This window comes from Streptomyces sp. NBC_00353 (genome assembly GCF_036108815.1).
Classification (GTDB): domain Bacteria; phylum Actinomycetota; class Actinomycetes; order Streptomycetales; family Streptomycetaceae; genus Streptomyces.
This window is the reverse complement of sequence record NZ_CP107985.1, coordinates 6,847,995-6,864,294: the sequence shown is the minus strand read 5'-3', so window position 1 is coordinate 6,864,294 and position 16,300 is coordinate 6,847,995. Positions and strand designations below refer to the sequence as shown.

General features: G+C 70.1%; 16 protein-coding genes. 11 read left to right on the top strand and 5 right to left on the bottom strand.

The annotated features are described in order from the left end of the window. Positions 1-184: 184 nt before the first annotated feature. On the bottom strand, positions 185-1,795 hold the full coding sequence (locus tag OHA88_RS30880) for an MFS transporter (protein WP_328627908.1): 1,611 nt from the start codon (positions 1,793-1,795) through the stop codon (positions 185-187). A 117-nt stretch (positions 1,796-1,912) separates the two neighbouring features. On the opposite strand from OHA88_RS30880, the gene OHA88_RS30875 reads away from it, so the two are divergent. The 3 genes from OHA88_RS30875 (at position 1,913) to OHA88_RS30865 (ending at position 5,089) form a co-directional block, all read left to right on the top strand. Then, the gene (locus tag OHA88_RS30875; protein ID WP_328627907.1) at positions 1,913-2,608 is read left to right on the top strand and encodes a TetR family transcriptional regulator; all 696 of its coding nucleotides are present in this window, start codon (positions 1,913-1,915) and stop codon (positions 2,606-2,608) included. A 224-nt stretch (positions 2,609-2,832) separates the two neighbouring features. Beyond that, complete coding sequence (locus tag OHA88_RS30870) at positions 2,833-4,044, top strand: alpha/beta hydrolase (protein ID WP_328627906.1); 1,212 nt, start codon at positions 2,833-2,835, stop codon at positions 4,042-4,044. An 85-nt stretch (positions 4,045-4,129) separates the two neighbouring features. After that, the gene (locus tag OHA88_RS30865; RefSeq protein ID WP_328627905.1) at positions 4,130-5,089 is read left to right on the top strand and encodes a DUF4429 domain-containing protein; all 960 of its coding nucleotides are present in this window, start codon (positions 4,130-4,132) and stop codon (positions 5,087-5,089) included. Positions 5,090-5,168: 79 nt separating this feature from the next. Here the strand turns inward: OHA88_RS30865 and OHA88_RS30860 are convergent, their stop codons facing one another. Beyond that, positions 5,169-6,185 carry an aldo/keto reductase gene (locus OHA88_RS30860; protein ID WP_328627904.1) on the bottom strand — a complete coding sequence of 339 codons (1,017 nt, stop codon included), beginning with the start codon at positions 6,183-6,185 and terminating at the stop codon, positions 5,169-5,171. A gap of 5 nt (positions 6,186-6,190) precedes the next feature. Next, entirely contained in the window at positions 6,191-6,646 is a 456-nt protein-coding gene (locus OHA88_RS30855; protein WP_030925902.1) for a MerR family transcriptional regulator, read from the bottom strand. 112 nt (positions 6,647-6,758) lie between these two features. On the opposite strand from OHA88_RS30855, the gene OHA88_RS30850 reads away from it, so the two are divergent. Beyond that, positions 6,759-7,583 (top strand): serine hydrolase domain-containing protein, encoded by an 825-nt coding sequence (locus OHA88_RS30850; protein ID WP_328627903.1) that lies wholly within the window; start codon positions 6,759-6,761, stop codon positions 7,581-7,583. A 31-nt stretch (positions 7,584-7,614) separates the two neighbouring features. Here the strand turns inward: OHA88_RS30850 and OHA88_RS30845 are convergent, their stop codons facing one another. Further along, positions 7,615-8,271 carry a pirin family protein gene (locus OHA88_RS30845; protein WP_326603584.1) on the bottom strand — a complete coding sequence of 219 codons (657 nt, stop codon included), beginning with the start codon at positions 8,269-8,271 and terminating at the stop codon, positions 7,615-7,617. Positions 8,272-8,442: 171 nt separating this feature from the next. On the opposite strand from OHA88_RS30845, the gene OHA88_RS30840 reads away from it, so the two are divergent. The 5 genes from OHA88_RS30840 to fabF all read left to right on the top strand — a co-directional run bounded on the left by OHA88_RS30840 (position 8,443) and on the right by fabF (position 13,313). After that, positions 8,443-9,642, top strand: coding sequence for a PucR family transcriptional regulator (locus tag OHA88_RS30840; protein WP_267005324.1), 1,200 nt, complete (start codon positions 8,443-8,445; stop codon positions 9,640-9,642). A gap of 89 nt (positions 9,643-9,731) precedes the next feature. Then, the gene (locus OHA88_RS30835) at positions 9,732-10,646 is read left to right on the top strand and encodes an ACP S-malonyltransferase (protein WP_328627902.1); all 915 of its coding nucleotides are present in this window, start codon (positions 9,732-9,734) and stop codon (positions 10,644-10,646) included. A 13-nt stretch (positions 10,647-10,659) separates the two neighbouring features. Further along, complete coding sequence (locus tag OHA88_RS30830; RefSeq protein ID WP_267005322.1) at positions 10,660-11,661, top strand: ketoacyl-ACP synthase III; 1,002 nt, start codon at positions 10,660-10,662, stop codon at positions 11,659-11,661. Positions 11,662-11,724: 63 nt separating this feature from the next. Beyond that, positions 11,725-11,973 (top strand): acyl carrier protein, encoded by a 249-nt coding sequence (locus OHA88_RS30825; RefSeq protein ID WP_030925892.1) that lies wholly within the window; start codon positions 11,725-11,727, stop codon positions 11,971-11,973. Positions 11,974-12,050: 77 nt separating this feature from the next. Continuing rightward, positions 12,051-13,313 carry a beta-ketoacyl-ACP synthase II gene (fabF, locus tag OHA88_RS30820; protein ID WP_030925891.1) on the top strand — a complete coding sequence of 421 codons (1,263 nt, stop codon included), beginning with the start codon at positions 12,051-12,053 and terminating at the stop codon, positions 13,311-13,313. 156 nt (positions 13,314-13,469) lie between these two features. On the opposite strand, the gene OHA88_RS30815 is transcribed toward fabF, so the two are convergent. Beyond that, on the bottom strand, positions 13,470-13,964 hold the full coding sequence (locus OHA88_RS30815; RefSeq protein ID WP_030970308.1) for a DUF3145 domain-containing protein: 495 nt from the start codon (positions 13,962-13,964) through the stop codon (positions 13,470-13,472). A gap of 351 nt (positions 13,965-14,315) precedes the next feature. Between OHA88_RS30815 and OHA88_RS30810 the strand changes: the two genes are divergently transcribed. Next, positions 14,316-15,233, top strand: a complete 918-nt coding sequence (locus OHA88_RS30810) for an SGNH/GDSL hydrolase family protein (protein ID WP_328627901.1) — start codon at positions 14,316-14,318, stop codon at positions 15,231-15,233. Positions 15,234-15,262: 29 nt separating this feature from the next. After that, complete coding sequence (locus tag OHA88_RS30805; RefSeq protein ID WP_328627900.1) at positions 15,263-16,261, top strand: aldose epimerase family protein; 999 nt, start codon at positions 15,263-15,265, stop codon at positions 16,259-16,261. Positions 16,262-16,300: the final 39 nt, after the last annotated feature.

Here is a 16,300-nt window from a genome sequence, read left to right as displayed (position 1 = left end):
CGTGGTGGTGTGGATCAGTTGCACGCACCCTGACCTGCGCGGCAGCTTCACCGGAAGGGGCTCCGGGCCACACCACCCGGATAGGCGACAGCCCCGCCGGAGAGGTCCGGCGGGGCTGTCGTATCCGCTGTGTTGACGCTCGGGCGTCATCGGCGCGAGGGGTCGGCGACGACCGGCGGCGGGATCAGATGTGGCCTGCGCCCGCGCCTGCCTCGGCGTTCTCACCGCGCTTGGTGAGCGTGGCGACCAGCGCCGCGACCACCGCGACGATGCCGGCGACCATGAACGCGGTGCTCATGCCGGACACGAACGTGTCATGTGCGACGCCCGTGATCTTCTCCACGACCGGCGCGGGCACGCCGGATCCCACCGGCGGAATGCCGACCTCGACGGCCGAGGACGCCTGGTCCAGCTGCTGGGGCGAGAGCGGCGGAAGCTTCGCGTCCGCCCAGTTGCCGGCGAGGTGGGAGTCGACCTGGGAGGCCATGACCGCGCCCAGCACCGCCGTACCGAGACTGCCGCCGACCTGCATGGAGGCCTGCTGCAGACCACCCGCGACACCGGAGAGCTCCATCGGGGCGTTGCCCACGATGACCTCGGTGGCGCCGACCATTACCGGGGCGAGGCCGAGGCCGAGCAGACCGAACCAGATGGACATCGTCGCCGTGCCGGTGCCGGTGTCCAGCTGCGACATCCCGAACATGGCGACCGCGGTGCACACCATGCCGCCGACGAGCGGGACGCGCGGGCCGAACTTGGTGATCAGCACGCCCGCGAGCGGGGAGCCGACGATCATCATGCCGGTCAGCGGCAGCAGGTGCAGACCCGCGTCGACGGCCTTCATGCCGTGCACGTTCTGCAGGTAGAAGGTGACGAAGAACAGTCCGCCCAGGAAGGCGAATGCCATCAGCACCATCAGGACCACACCCGCGGACAGCGCCACGGAGCGGAACATGGCCAGCGGGACCAGCGGTTCCCTGACGTTCTTCTGCGAGAAGGCGAACACCGCGAACAGGCCCACGGCGGCCGCCAGGAAGCCGACCGTCTTGAAGTCGCCCCAGCCCCACTCGGCACCCTTGATGAGGGCCCAGATCAGGCAGAACATCGCCTGCGACAGCAGCACGATGCCGCCGATGTCGAAGGAGCGCGGGGCGTTCTCGGCCCGGTGGTCCTTGAGGATCACCACGCCGAGCAGGAGTGCGATCACACCGACCGGCACGTTGATGAAGAAGACGGACTGCCAGCTGACGTGCTCGACGAGCACACCGCCGAGGATCGGGCCGCCCGCGGTCGAGGCGCCGATGACCATGCCCCAGATACCGATGGCCATGTTCAGCTTCTCGGCCGGGAAGGTGGCGCGCAGCAGGCCGAGCGCGGCCGGCATCAGCAGGGCGCCGAAGAGGCCCTGCAGCACCCGCAACGTGATCACCAGGGCCACGCTGCTGGAGAGGCCGATGGCCCCCGAGGCCGCGGCGAAGCCCACGACCCCGATCAGGAAGGTCTGGCGGTGGCCGAACCGGTCACCGAGCTTGCCCGCGGTGATCAGGGAGACCGCGAGTGCGAGCATGTAGCCATTGGTGATCCACTGGACCTGGGCGAGCGAGGCGCCCAGGTCCTGCTGGATGGCGGGGTTGGCGATCGCGACGATCGTGCCGTCGAGCGCGACCATCATCACGCCGATGGCCACGGAGAAGAGCGTCAGCCAGGGGTGGCCGCGCAGCCCCTTGGCCGGGGCGGGAGCGAGGGTGTCCTGCGGCTCCCGCGACGCCTTTTCTACGGTGGTCTGACTAGTCATGCCCGGGAGATTAGTGTCAGTCACTGACAGTTGACAAACTGTTTCACAAGTCGGTAACTGTCTCGTAGCTCACAGGTTCACCAAGTCGGACAAAATACCAGAAAGAGGACCAGTTCAGTGACCGACGGGCAGCGAGCCGTGGAGCACCCGACCGGGCTGCGCGAGCGCAAGAAGCGACGCACCCGGGACGCCTTGCTGCACGCCGCTCTCGAGCTCTTCACCACCCAGGGGTACGAGGAGACCACCGTCGACGAGATCGTCGACGCCGTCGACGTCTCCCAGCGCACCTTCTTCCGCTACTTCGCCAGCAAGGAGGAGACCGCCTTCGCCGTCCAGGAGATGGTGGAGTCGCGCTTCCTCTCGGAGCTGCGCCGACGACCCGCCGCGGAAAGTCCGTTCGAAGCCATGCGCAGCGCGGTGCTGTGCGCATGGAACAGCATCGGCGAGGCGATCGAGGAACTCGTCACGGTCGAACTCCACATGCGTACGTACCGGATGATCGAGTCGACCCCCTCCCTGCTCGCGGCCCATCTGCGGCGCAGCATCGATCTGGAGAACCAGATCGCCGAGGTGATCGCCGCGCGCGAGGGTCTCGACATCGCGACGGACCCGCGGCCGCGGGTCGCCGTCGCCGCATTCTCCGGCGTGATGCGGGTGACCGGGCAGCTGTGGGGGCAGGGGCGGGACACCAGCGTCGACTCACTGCGGACGCTGACCGAGACCTACCTGGACCACCTCGGAGCGGCGCTCGCGGGGAACTGGCGCACACCGGTCGAACGGACGGCCGAGACACCTCACACCTCCGCCGGGTAGTTCCGCACCCGAATGTGCCGAACACCTCAAAGGCGAACATGACAGACTTCACAACAGCCTTGCCAGGACTGCCACATGGGGCGACCGCCAGGCGTGGGAGTTCGCCGGAGCGTGCGCGAGGCGCGCACGGAGCGTAAGGAAGCGCCCCTCCAATTCCCCATCGACGGGTGATGTGCGTCACCCGCTTCACAGCTGCCGTCGCGCGTCTCCTAATGTGGGCGGCAGTGACTTCCTTCGACTCCTCCCCCACGCTCACCGCATGGCGCGCACTTCTCGCCGTCGCGGTCGTGTTTGTGATGCTGGCGACCACAGGCTGGACCGCCGTACGTCACCAACGCTCCGACGAGCCACGCGATATCGCACTCACGTCCTGGGCGCGGGGCCGGATAGCGGGTCACCCCCTGCCGGACGTCGATGCGTCCCCGTACCGGCTGGCCCAGTTCTTCGCCTCGCTCACCGCCGCGCAGCGCACCGCTCTCGCCGACAAGTACCCCTTGGTCGTCGGCAATCTGAACGGCGCGCCGGTCACCCTGCGCTACCACGCCAACAGGCGGGCCCTGGTGCAGGCGCGGGCGGTCGAGCAGCAGCGCGTGCACGACGTGCGGCTCTCCCCCGACGGCCGCAGCGACGCGTTCCGCCGGATGGAGCGCTTCCGGTCGATGCTTGCCCACGGCCGGCACTTCCTGGCGTTCGACCCGTCCGGGAAGGGCCACGCCGCCGAGGTGTTCGGAGACCTCGACGAGGCCGAGCGGGTCTCGCTGGTCGTGCCCGGTGTCGACACCAGCCTGCTGACGCTGGAGCGGACCGGACCCAAGGTCAACGCCGCACCCGTCGGCATGGCGAAGTCGCTGTACGCGGCGGAGCGCGCCGCGAGCCCCGGCACCCGGACCGCGGTCATCGCCTGGGCGGACTACACCGCGCCCGCCGGCATCGGGATGGACGCGGCCTTGGGGAACCTCGCCGAGCGCGGGGCCGTCCGACTCACCGCGCTGGTCGACGCCCTGCCCGGCACGTCGAAGATCTCGCTGTTCTGCCACAGCTACGGCTCCGTGCTGTGCGGTGTCGCCGCCAACGAACTGCCGTCCAGGGTCGCCGACATCGCGGTCGCGGGCAGCCCCGGCATGCGGGCGAAGAACGCCGCCCAACTGCACACCACGGCCGATGTCTGGGCGATGCGGGACCGCGACGACTGGATCCAGGACGTACCGAACATGGAGGTCGGCGGACTCGGCCACGGCGCCGATCCGGTGGACCGCGGCTTCGGTGCGCGCGTCGTCTCGGCGGGCGACGCGATCGGGCACAGCGGCTATTTCGAGCCGGGCACCGAGAGCCTCAGCAACTTCGCCGCCATCGGCGTCGGCGCATACGGTTCGGTGACCTGTGCGAGCGCCGACAGCGCCTGTCGCGACGGAATTTCCGGCGCCGAGGTCGTCTGACGCGCGTAGAGCACCGCAGCCGCCGGTGAATTGCGGTCCGCTCGGAGGGGGGACGTGCGGACGAGTGCCGCATACGATGAGGCACATGGGTGATGTGCTGGCCGGAATTCATGCCACCTGGGAGTTCGACACCGACTCCGTGCTCATCCGCTTCGAACGGGGAATCCGCACGCCGAAGCTCTTCCAGAGCCTGCGTGAACGCCGCATTCCGCACGCGGCGTTGTCGTCGGTGACACTGACCCCGGGCAAGCGAGGCACGGTGGTTCTGCATGCGGTGCCGAGACCCGGTGCCGATCCACTGCTGGAGGCCGCGGCCGGGCAGCTGAAGGACGGCAGCGATCCGTACCGGCTGGTGCTGCCCGCAGAACGCGAGACACTCGCCGAGTACTACGCGGACGAGCTGCGCGCGCTGCTCGGCCCGGACGCGGCGGAGCCCGCCGAAAGGTTCCTGGTCGCGGCCCCCGAGGCGCCGATGCACTTCAAGGCGTACGACGGCAGGGCCAGCTTCGACGGGGACCGGATCTCCTTCCGGTGGTTCTGGACGGGTGCCTCCACGGCGAAGTGGAAGGCGGGCGACCAGACGTTCCCGGTCAGCGAGCTGAGCGGGGTCGAGTGGCGCTCGCCGGAGGCCTTCGACGGCTATCTGCGACTGGTGCCACGAGGCGCTCGGAGCACGGACACCGGGGCGGGCACGGGCCTGTCTCCCGTTACGGGCAACGGTGCGGCGGTGCTCCGTACGGACACCGCGCCGGCCGGTCCGCAGCCATCGGCCCCACGGCCCACCCAGGCCGATCAGGACCCGGCCGCGGTGATCTTCGGGCTCGGCTACGGCCCGGTGCACGAGTCGCTGCCGTTCGCCGCCGCCGTACTGGAGTCCGTGCGCAGGAAACAGTCCACGCCCGTCGCCGTGCCGACGAGTGCGGTGCGGCGCGATCCGGCGGACATCGCCGAGCGGATCCGGCACCTCGGGGAGCTGCACCAGGCGGGTCTGGTGACGGACGACGAGTTCAGTGCCAAGAAGGCCCAGCTGCTCTCAGAGCTGTAGCCGGACGGACGGGAGAGAACCAGCCCGTCCGGCACTTACGGGGAGAACGGGGCCGGGGCGCCCCGGACCCCCGGAACGGCTACTCGCGCGCCGCCGACGTCGAGCTCATGTCCGGGTAGCGGTCGCCCGCCACCTGGCCGGCGATCGGCTCCAGCACGGCCAGCTCCTCCGGCGTGAGGGTGAGCCGGGTCGCCCCGACGTTCTCCAGCAGCCGGCTGCGCTTGCGCGTGCCGGGGATCGGAACCACGGTCAGACCGTGCACCTCGGCGCGCTGCTGCACCCAGGCGAGCGCCACCTGCGCGGCCGTCGCCCCGTGCGCCGCCGCGATCTTGTGGACCGGTTCCAGGAGCGCGGCGTTCGTCTTCGCGTTCTCGCCGGTGAAGCGGGGCTGGTACTGACGGAAGTCGCCCTTGGACAGGTCCTTGGCGGCGTCGGCGAACGCCCCGGTCAGGAAACCGCGGCCGAGCGGCGAGTAGGGCACGAAGGTGACCCCGAGTTCGACCGCCGCGGACACGGCGCTGCGCTCGACGTCCCGGCTGAAGAGCGACCACTCCGACTGCAGGGCGGCGATCGGGTGCACCGCGTACGCCTCGCGCAGCTCCGCGCCGGTCACCTCGCTCAGCCCGAGCTGCTTGACCTTGCCCTGCTGCACGAGCTCGGCCATCGCGCCGACGGACTCGGCCAGCGGCACGGAGGGGTCGCGACGGTGCATGTAGTACAGGTCGATGACGTCGGTGTTCAGTCGGCGCAGGCTGTCCTCGACGGCCTGGCGGATGTACGCGGGGTCGTTGCGCACCGCCCGGTACTGCGGGTCGTCGTCCTTGCGCTCTATGGCGAACTTCGTGGCGAGCGTGATCTCGTCCCGGTGCGCCCCCACGAACGGGGCGAGGAACGTCTCGTTGGCACCGCTGCCGTAGATGTCCGCGGTGTCGAAGAGCGTGACGCCCGCCTCCAGTGCGGCCTCCAGGGTGTCCCGGGCGGCGGCTTCGTCGGTGTCCCCGTAGAACTCGCTCATACCCATGCAGCCGAGTCCCTGCACGCCCACCTGCGGGCCGCCGTTGCCGAGCTCCACAGTTGCGATCTTGTTGTCGGTCATCAGGTTCAAGGCCTTTCCGACGCCCGCCGGGCGCCCGCATAAAAGTCGATCTTGTAATCGAGGACGGCGAGGGTGTCCTGGAGCTCCGCGATCCGCGTCTTCACATCGCGGCGGGTCGCCTCCAGCAGCTCCTGCCGCTCCTCGAAGGTGTGCTCGCCCTCCCGCAGCAGCTCCGCGTACCGGACCATGTGGGCGACCGGCATCCCGGTCAGCCGCAGCTTGCCCACGAAGGCCAGCCAGTCCAGATCGCGATTGGTGAACCGGCGCTGGCCGGTGTGCGACCGGTCGACGTGCGGCATCAGGCCGATCCGCTCGTACCAGCGCAGGGTGTGCGCGGTGAGCCCGGTGAAGGCCGCGACCTCGCTGATGGTGTAGCGGTCCTGGCCCTCGGGGCGTGGATGCGCCCGTGGAGCGGATGCACAGGCGTCGGTCGTCGCGGTAGTGCTCTCCATCACCGTCATGGCCTCCACGCTAGAACCTTGGAGTGCACTCGAAGCAAGCGCCATCAGCGACAGGTTTTCCGGCCACCGGCCGGATGACGGGTGTTCGGCGGCAGGTCTTAGTCTCGTAGTCATGCAGAGCCTGGCGATGATAGAGAACTGGCCCGTCCCCACCGCGGCGGCCGCCGTCGTACGAGCGGACGGCACCGTCGTCGGCAGTCACGGGCCGACCGCGCACCGCTTCCCGCTCGCCTCCGTCACCAAGCCGATCGCCGCCTATGCCGCGCTCGTGGCGTACGAGGAAGGCGCGGTGGAGCTCGACGAACCGGCCGGACCCGAGGGTTCCACCGTCCGGCATCTGCTCGCGCACACCAGCGGGCTCGCCTTCGACGAACACCGGGTGACGGCCGCTCCCGGCACCCGGCGGCTCTACTCCAACGCGGGCTTCGAGGTGCTCGGCGACCACATCGCCAAGGCCACCGACATCCCGTTCCCCGAGTATGTGCGCCAGGCGGTCCTGGAGCCGCTGGGCATGGCATCGACGACGATGGACGGCTCGCCCGCCCGGGACGGCGTCTCGACCGTCGACGACCTGCTGCGGTTCGCGGCGGAGGTGCAGGCCCCGCGGCTGCTCGATCCGCGTACGGTGCTGGCCGCGCAGACCGTCGTACACCCCGGCCTGAAGGGCGTCCTGCCGGGCTACGGCCATCAGAACCCCAACGACTGGGGGCTCGGCTTCGAGATCAGGGACCACAAGTCGCCGCACTGGACGGGCAGTTCCTCGTCACCCGCGACCTTCGGGCATTTCGGGCAGTCGGGAACGTTCCTGTGGATCGACCCGGCCGCGGGCGCGGCGTGCATCGCCCTGACCGACCGGGCCTTCGGCCCGTGGGCGACCGAGGTCTGGCCGCCGCTCACGGACGCGGTGCTCGCGGAGCTCGTACGTTCAGCGGGGTAGCGCCCTCAGCCGGCTCCGGCCGAGGCCTCGCTCAGCCCGACAGCTCCCACACCAGCACCTGCGCCGGCGCCTCGGCCACCAGTTCCAGCCCCACCGCCCCGGTGATCCGCGCCGCGTCCCCAGGACCGAGCGTCTCGCCGTCGAGCCGCACCTCGCCGCCGATCACGTGCACATACGCCCGCGCCGCGTCCGGCACCGCCGTGCGCTCCCCGGCGGCCAGCCTGCGCACATGCAGCATCGCTCCGGCTTCCGGGAGGGCGTACGGGGTGGAGTCGGCGATGCCGGGGACGGTCGTGTACGAGGGTTCGCCACCCGGTTCGAGCGGCGCCAGCCACATCTGAAGGAACGTCAGCGGTATGTCCCCGTCGTTGCGTTCGACGTGGCGTACCCCGGCCGCCGAGCTGAGGTGCTGGACGTCCCCGGCCCGTACGACCGTGGCGTGACCGGCCGAGTCGCGGTGGGTCAGTTCACCCTCGACGACCCAGGTGACGATCTCCGTGTGGCTGTGCGGGTGTTCGTCGAAGCCCGCACCGGGCGCCAGCCGTTCCTCGTTGCAGGCCAGGATCGCGCCGAAGCGCAGGTTGTCCGGGTCGTAGAAGGAGCCGAAGGAGAAGGCGTGCCGGGACAGGATGCCCGCGGCCTCGTCGCCGCCCGTATACCGGTCGTCCGCGCGCTGTACGGAAATCACGGGTCCACGGTAGCCCGGCCGGGCGCCCCCTGTGTCCCGGTCGGGGACGGCCGGATCCCGGTCCGGGACCGGCCGTGTCCGGTCGGAAACCGGCCGTCCGCTACTCGGCAGTACGACCCGCGGCCGCCCCGGCCCTCCGTGCCCGTGGTCCGATAAGGCAGTCTTGTGTTCGTGCCCCGATCCGATCCTGAGCAGCCCGCTGCGAATGACGCCCACCTGCATGCCGCGACCCTGAAGCGACTGGAGCAGTCCTCCGGCCGGCTGGCCGCGAACGCGATCGCCCGCATGGACGAGTCGCTGCCGTGGTACCGGGCGATGCCACCGGAGAACCGGTCCTGGATCGGCCTGGTGGCCCAGGCCGGAATCGCCGCCTTCACCGAGTGGTTCCGCCACCCGGAGACCCCGCAGGCCATCTCCACCGATGTGTTCGGTACGGCCCCGCGCGAGCTGACCCGGGCCATCACGCTGCGCCAGACCGTCGAGATGGTGCGGACGACGATCGAGGTGATGGAGGCCGCGATCGAGGAGGTCGCCGCGCCCGGCGACGAATCGGTGCTGCGCGAGGCGCTGCTCGTCTACGCGCGGGAGATCGCCTTCGCGACCGCGCAGGTGTACGCGCAGGCCGCCGAGGCGCGCGGCGCCTGGGATGCCCGGCTCGAATCACTCGTGGTGAACGCGGTGTTGTCCGGCGAGGCCGACGAGGGCGCCGTGTCGCGGGCCGCCGCACTCGGCTGGAACTCCCCCGAACATGTCTGTGTGGTCCTCGGTACGGCCCCCGACGGCGACAGCGAACTGACCGTCGAGGCGATCCGGCGGGCCGCCCGGCACGCCAAGCTCCAGGTGCTGACCGGGGTGCTCGGCAACCGGCTGGTCGTCATCGCGGGCGGCAGCGACAACCCGCTGCATGTCGCGAAGGCCCTGATCGGCCCGTACGCGGCCGGTCCCGTCGTGGCCGGACCGGTGGTGTCGGACCTCCTTGCGGCCACCCGGTCCGCGCAGGCCGCCGCCGCCGGGCTCAAGGCGTGCAGCGCCTGGCAGGACGCTCCGCGGCCGGTCCTGGCCGACGATCTGCTGCCGGAGCGCGCCATGGCGGGCGACCCTGCCGCGCGTGACCAACTGGTGGAGGAGATCTACAGACCGCTGGAAGAGGCGGGCTCCGCGCTGCTGGAAACGCTGAGCGTGTATCTGGAACAGGCGAGCAGTCTGGAGGGCGCTGCCCGGATGTTGTTCGTCCACCCCAACACCGTGCGCTACCGGCTCCGACGTGTGACGGACGTCACCGGATGGTCGCCTTCCGATGTCCGCTCCGCGTTCACTCTGCGCATCGCCCTGATTCTGGGGCGTCTGGCCGACAGAGATCCCCAGTCCTAGACTTTTGTCGAACTTCAACAATTCCCCCTACGGTTCTTCGTCCCTGTCCCCACGGGTGTTCCGGACCGTTCACAAGAGAGAGTGTGAGGGTGCTCGTACTCGTCGCTCCCGGCCAAGGCGCTCAGACGCCCGGCTTCCTGACTCCCTGGCTCGACCTCCCCGGTGCCACCGACCGCATCGCGGCATGGTCCGACGCCATCGGGCTCGACCTTGCCCACTACGGCACCCGGGCCGACGCGGACGAGATCCGCGACACCGCGGTGGCACAGCCGCTGCTGGTCGCCGCGGGTCTGCTGTCCGCTGCCGCGCTTGACGCGTCGCCCGGTGTCGTCGCAGGTCACAGCGTCGGTGAGATCACCGCCGCAGCTCTCGCGGGCGTTCTCGACGACGAGGCCGCGCTCCGTCTCGTACGCACCCGTGGGCTCGCCATGGCCGACGCCGCCGCGATCACCGAGACCGGCATGGCCGCGCTGCTCGGCGGCGAGCCCGAGGTGACGGTCCCGCACCTGGAGAAGCTCGGCCTGACCCCGGCGAACGTCAACGGGGGCGGTCAGATCGTCGCCGCCGGCACCGCCGCGCAGATCGCCGCGCTGATCGAGGACAAGCCCGAGGGCGTGCGCCGCGTGGTGCCCCTCAAGGTCGCCGGCGCCTTCCACACGCACCACATGGCCCCTGCGGTCGACCGGCTCCGCGAGGCCGCCGCGGCACTGACGGTCGCCGACCCGACCGTGACATATGTCTCGAACGCCGATGGAAAGACGGTCGCCACGGGCGACGAGGTCATCTCCCGGCTGGTCGGCCAGGTCGCCAACCCGGTCCGCTGGGACCTGTGCATGGAGACCTTCAAGGCGCTGGGCGTCACCGCGCTCATCGAGGCCTGCCCGGGCGGGACCCTCACCGGTCTCGCCAAGCGCGCACTGCCCGGGGTGCAGACCCTCGCGCTGAAGACCCCCGACGACCTCGACGCGGCCCGCGCGCTCATTTCCGAGCACGCAGACGCCTAAGGAGCCCGAGAGCATGTCGAAGATCAAGCCCAGCCAGGGCGCCCCGTACGCACGGATCATGGGTGTCGGCGGCTACCGCCCGACCCGTGTCGTGCCCAACGAGGTGATTCTCGAGAAGATTGACTCGTCCGACGAGTGGATCCGCTCCCGGTCCGGCATCGCCACCCGTCACTGGGCCTCCGAGGAGGAGACCGTGGCCGCGATGTCCGTCGAGGCGGCCGGGAAGGCCATCGCCGACGCCGGGATCACGCCCGAGCAGATCGGCGGGGTCATCGTCTCCACCGTCTCGCACTTCAAGCAGACCCCGGCCGTCGCGACCGAGATCGCCCACAAGGTCGGCGCGGGCAGGCCCGCCGCCTTCGACATCTCCGCCGGCTGCGCGGGCTTCGGCTACGGCCTGACCCTCGCCAAGGGCATGATCGTCGAGGGCTCGGCCGAGTACGTGCTGGTCATCGGCGTGGAGCGGCTCAGCGACCTGACCGACCTGGAGGACCGGGCAACGGCCTTCCTCTTCGGCGACGGCGCAGGCGCGGTCATCGTCGGCCCCTCCAATGTGCCCGCCATAGGCCCGACGGTCTGGGGCTCCGAGGGCGACAAGTCCGACACGATCAAGCAGACCGTGGCGTGGGACGAGTTCCACGCCGAGCGTCCCGAGAAGTTCCCGGCCATCACGCAGGAGGGCCAGGCGGTCTTCCGCTGGGCCGTCTTCGAGATGGCGAAGGTCGCCCAGCAGGCGCTGGACGCGGCCGGGATCGCTCCGGAAGACCTGGACGTCTTCATCCCGCACCAGGCCAACATGCGGATCATCGATTCGATGGTGAAGACCCTGAAGCTGCCGGAACACGTCACGGTCGCCCGCGACGTGGAGACCACCGGCAACACCTCCGCCGCCTCGATTCCGCTCGCTATGGAGCGGCTTCTGGCGACCGGTCAGGCGAAGAGCGGCGACACCGCGCTCGTCATCGGCTTCGGGGCGGGTCTCGTCTACGCCGCGACGGTCGTTACTCTCCCCTAGGCACACCGGACCTTCCGGTCCGGACGTCCGAACCCTGCTGAAATACATCGAAGGAGCGCCAACATGGCCGCCACCCAGGAAGAGATCGTCAACGGTCTCGCCGAGATCGTCAACGAGATCGCCGGTATCCCGGTCGAGGACGTCCAGCTGGACAAGTCCTTCACCGACGACCTGGACGTCGACTCGCTGTCCATGGTCGAGGTCGTCGTCGCCGCCGAAGAGCGCTTCGACGTGAAGATCCCCGACGAGGACGTCAAGAACCTCAAGACGGTCGGCGACGCTGCCGACTACATCCTGAAGCACCAGGCCTGATCCAGCCGGCTCGTGTGTCGCCACCCGGCGGTGGCGCCGCTGATTCACGACCCTCTACACGTGGAGAAGATTTTCCAGTGAACTCGACCAATCGCACCGTGGTCGTCACCGGTATCGGCGCAACCACTCCGCTGGGTGGCGACTCCGCGTCGACCTGGGAAGGTCTGATGGCCGGTCGTTCCGGCGTCAAGCCTCTCGAGGGCGAACGTTTCGCCGAACTGCCCGTCCGGATCGCTGCCCTCGCGGCCGTCGACCCGGGCGACGTACTGCCCCGCCCGCTCGCCCGCAAGCTGGACCGCTCGGCGCAGTTCGCGCTGATCGCGGCCCGCGAGGCGTGGGCGGACGCCGGCTTCACCGGCAAGGCCGGTGAGGACGACGCGATCCAGCCCGAGCGGCTCGGTTCGGTCATCGCCTCCGGCATCGGTGGCGTGATCACCTTGCTCGACCAGTACGACGTGCTGAAGGAGAAGGGCGTACGCCGCGTCTCCCCGCACACCGTGCCCATGCTCATGCCCAACGGCCCCGCCGCCAACGTCGGCCTGGAGGTCAACGCCCAGGCCGGTGTCCACACCCCGGTCTCCGCCTGTGCGTCGGGTGCCGAGGCCATCGGGTACGCCGTCGAGATGATCCGCACCGGCCGTGCCGACGTGGTCCTCGCCGGTGGCACCGAGGCGGCCATCCACCCGCTGCCGATCGCGGCGTTCGCCAACATGATGGCGATGTCCAAGAACAACGACGAGCCCCAGAAGGCGTCGCGTCCGTACGACACGGGCCGTGACGGCTTCGTGCTCGGCGAGGGTGCCGGTGTCGTCGTCCTGGAGTCCGCGGAGCACGCGGCCGCGCGTGGCGCCAAGGTCTACTGCGAGGTGCTGGGCCAGGGCCTGTCCGCGGACGCCCACCACATCGCCCAGCCCGAGCCGACCGGTCGCGGGATCGCTGCCGCCATGCAGAACCTGCTGGACCAGACGGATCTCAAGCCGTCGGAGGTCGTGCACCTCAACGCGCACGCCACGTCGACGCCGCAGGGTGATGTCGCGGAGCTGAAGGCTCTGCGCAAGGTTCTGGGCGACGACCTCGACCATGTCGCGATCTCCGCGACGAAGTCGATGACCGGTCACCTGCTCGGTGGCGCGGGCGGCATCGAGACCGTCGCGACGGTTCTGGCGCTGCACCACCGGATGGCTCCGCCGACGATCAACGTGGAGAACCTCGACGAGGCGGTGGAGGCGGACATCGTGCGCGATGAGCCGCGGCCGCTGCCGGAGGGGTCGATCGCTGCGATCAACAACTCGTTCGGGTTCGGGGGACACAACGTGGTGCTGGCGTTCCGCAGCGTCTGATCCCCACCGCCCAGGCTGTACGACGAAGCCCGCCTCCCCGCTCGACCGGGGAGGCGGGCTTCGTCCGCTTCGCTCTCGGCCTCGCCGGCGTTCGAGGCGCGTGATCCCGGTTCGGGAAGGGGCGGCAGGGGGAACAGGCCCGCCCGCAGACGCCCCTCACACCACCTGGTGGAGCCAGCGGACCGGGGCGCCCTCGCCTGCGTGCCGGAAGGACTCCAACTCGTCGTCCCACGGCTTGCCGAGGAGTTTGGCGATCTCCGCCTCCAGGTCCGTCTCCCCGCGCACCGAGCGCGCCAGCGCAGCCCGCAGCCGGTCCTCCGGCACCAGGATGTCGCCGTGCATGCCGGTGACCGCGTGGAAGATGCCCAGCTCGGGCGTGGAGCTGTAGCGTTCGCCCTCTGCCGTGGCGCACGGCTCCGCCGTCACTTCGAAGCGCAGCAGATCCCAGCCGCGCAGCGCGGAGGCGAGCTTCGACGCGGTGCCCGCGGCGCCCTTCCAGGAGAACTCGGACCGCCAGGTGCCGGGCGCGGCCGGCTGTCTGATCCAGTCGAGCTGGACCCGCGCACCGAGGACACCCGCCACCGCCCATTCGACATGTGGGCAGAGCGCGCGCGGTGCGGAGTGAACGTACAGAACTCCACGTGTCGTCACCGAGACCTCCAGTGTGGGTCGAGGTTCGCCTTCCCCAGCGGCCTCGCGCCCGTACCGCCTCTTCCTGGCCGGATCCCGAGGTTGTCATCAGTAAACAGCATCGGGAGTGAATCTCCTGAAAAGGGACAGTACGTGACGTGATGTGATTTTCCGATACCACTCAATTGGAGCCGGGTGGCGGAACGTGGCGCTGGTTCGACGGGGAAAAGCTACCGTGCGGCGGCGCCCCAGGTGTGACGTACCGTCGGTCCTGGGCCCATGATTCGCTCAGCATTCACCCGGCAGGGCGCCCGGGCCTGCTGCCTGGGGCTATAAGGAGTTGCCGGGGGCATAAACGGGAGGGCACGAGGGATGCAGAATCGTTTCGCAAGCCACCGCTCGCGCACCGCTGTCGCCGTGCTGACGGTGCTTCCGGTCATCGCCGCAGCCGCGCTGACCGGCTGTGACATCGGGCAGGACGGGACGACGAAGGGGACGGCCGCCGCGAAGCACCGCTCCTCCGCTGCGCATGCCCCCGTCTGGGACCGCAGCCCCGGGTCGGTCGCCGCCGTCGGGGACTCCATCACACGGGGGTTCGATGCCTGTTCGGTGCTGACGGACTGCCCGGAGGTATCCTGGGCGACCGGCACGGACAGCGAGGTCCGGAGCCTCGCGGTGCGGCTGCTCGGCACCTCGCGCGCGGCCGCGCACAGCTGGAACCACGCCGAGACGGGCGCCCGGATCGCCCAGCTGCCGGAGCAGATGGCCCTCGCCGCGCAGCAGAAGCCGGATCTGGTGACGGTGATGATCGGCGCCAATGACGCCTGCCGGGACTCGGCGGAGGTGATGACACCGGTGGCGGACTTCCGGGCGTCGTTCAAGGCGTCGATGCGTCAGCTGCGCAGCACGGCGCCGAAGACGCAGGTCTACGTGTCGAGCGTGCCGGATCTCAAGCGCCTCTGGTCGACGGGGCGTGGCAACGCACTGGGCAAGCAGATCTGGAAGCTGGGCATCTGCAGGTCGATGCTGGGCGAGGCGGATGACATGAGTGCCGCGGCCGTGGCACGCCGCGCCTCGGTGCAGAAGCGGGTCGTGGCGTACAACAAGGTGCTGCGGGACGTGTGCGCGAAGGATCTGCGCTGCCGGTACGACGGCGGTGCGGTCTTCGGCTACCGGTTCACCGGCAGGCAGCTCAGCCAGTGGGACTGGTTCCATCCGGGGCGCAACGGACAGGCTCGGCTCGCGGAGATCGCGTACCGCAATGTCACGGCGCGGAAGCCCCCGGCGTAGCACAGCCACGTGGTCTAAGGTCCGTGATCATGAACACGGGTTTGAGCACGGCGATACGTGCGGAAGTCTTCGGCACCCTCGCGGACGGCACCGCCGTCCACCGCTGGACGCTGGAACGGGCCGGTACGCGCGTACGCGTCCTGACGTACGGCGGCGTCGTGCAATCGGTCGAGGTGCCCGGGCGGGACGGTGTACGGGCCCCGGTGGCGCTCGGGCTGCCGGATCTCGCGGCGTACGAGAAGTCCTCCGGCCCGTACTTCGGGGCGCTGGTCGGGCGGTACGCGAACCGGATCGCGCGCGGCTCCTTCGTACTCGACGGGCAGACCCACCAGGTGACCCGGAACGAGGGGCGCAACCATGTGCACGGCGGGGCCCGTGGCTTCGACAGACGCGTGTGGGAGGCGCGGGAGCTCACCGACGGTGTGGAGCTCTCCCTGGTCGCGGAGGACGGCGAGGAGGGCTTCCCGGGGCGGCTGACGGTCTCGGCCGCGTACTCCCTGGACGAGGACGGGGCGCTGCGCATCGCGTACCGGGCGACGACGGACGCGCCGACCGTGCTCAACCTGACCAATCACACGTACTGGAACCTGGCCGGCGCCGACAGCGGCAGCGCGGTCGGGCACACGCTGCGGATCGCGGCAGGGCGGATCACGCCGACGGACGCCGAGTCGCTGCCGACGGGTGAGTTCCTGCCGGTGGACGGGACCCGGTTCGACTTCCGGGAGACGAAGACCGTCGGTGGGGGGTACGACCACAACTTCGTTCTGGACGCCGCCGCCGACGGTCCGGTGGCCGAGCTGTGCGACCCCGCGTCGGGGCGCGTCCTGACCGTCACGACGACCGAGCCGGGTCTGCAGCTGTACACCGCCGACCACTTCGACGGCCGGCCGTACGGGCCCTGCGACGGGATCGCACTGGAGACGCAGCACTTCCCGGACTCGCCGAACCGGCCGGAGTTCCCGAGCACGGTGCTGCGGCCGGGCGAGGAGTACGTGTCGACGACGGTGTACGGGTTCTCGGTGCGCTGACGCGGGAACGCGGCGGACGACGGGCAGGGGAAGAGCCCC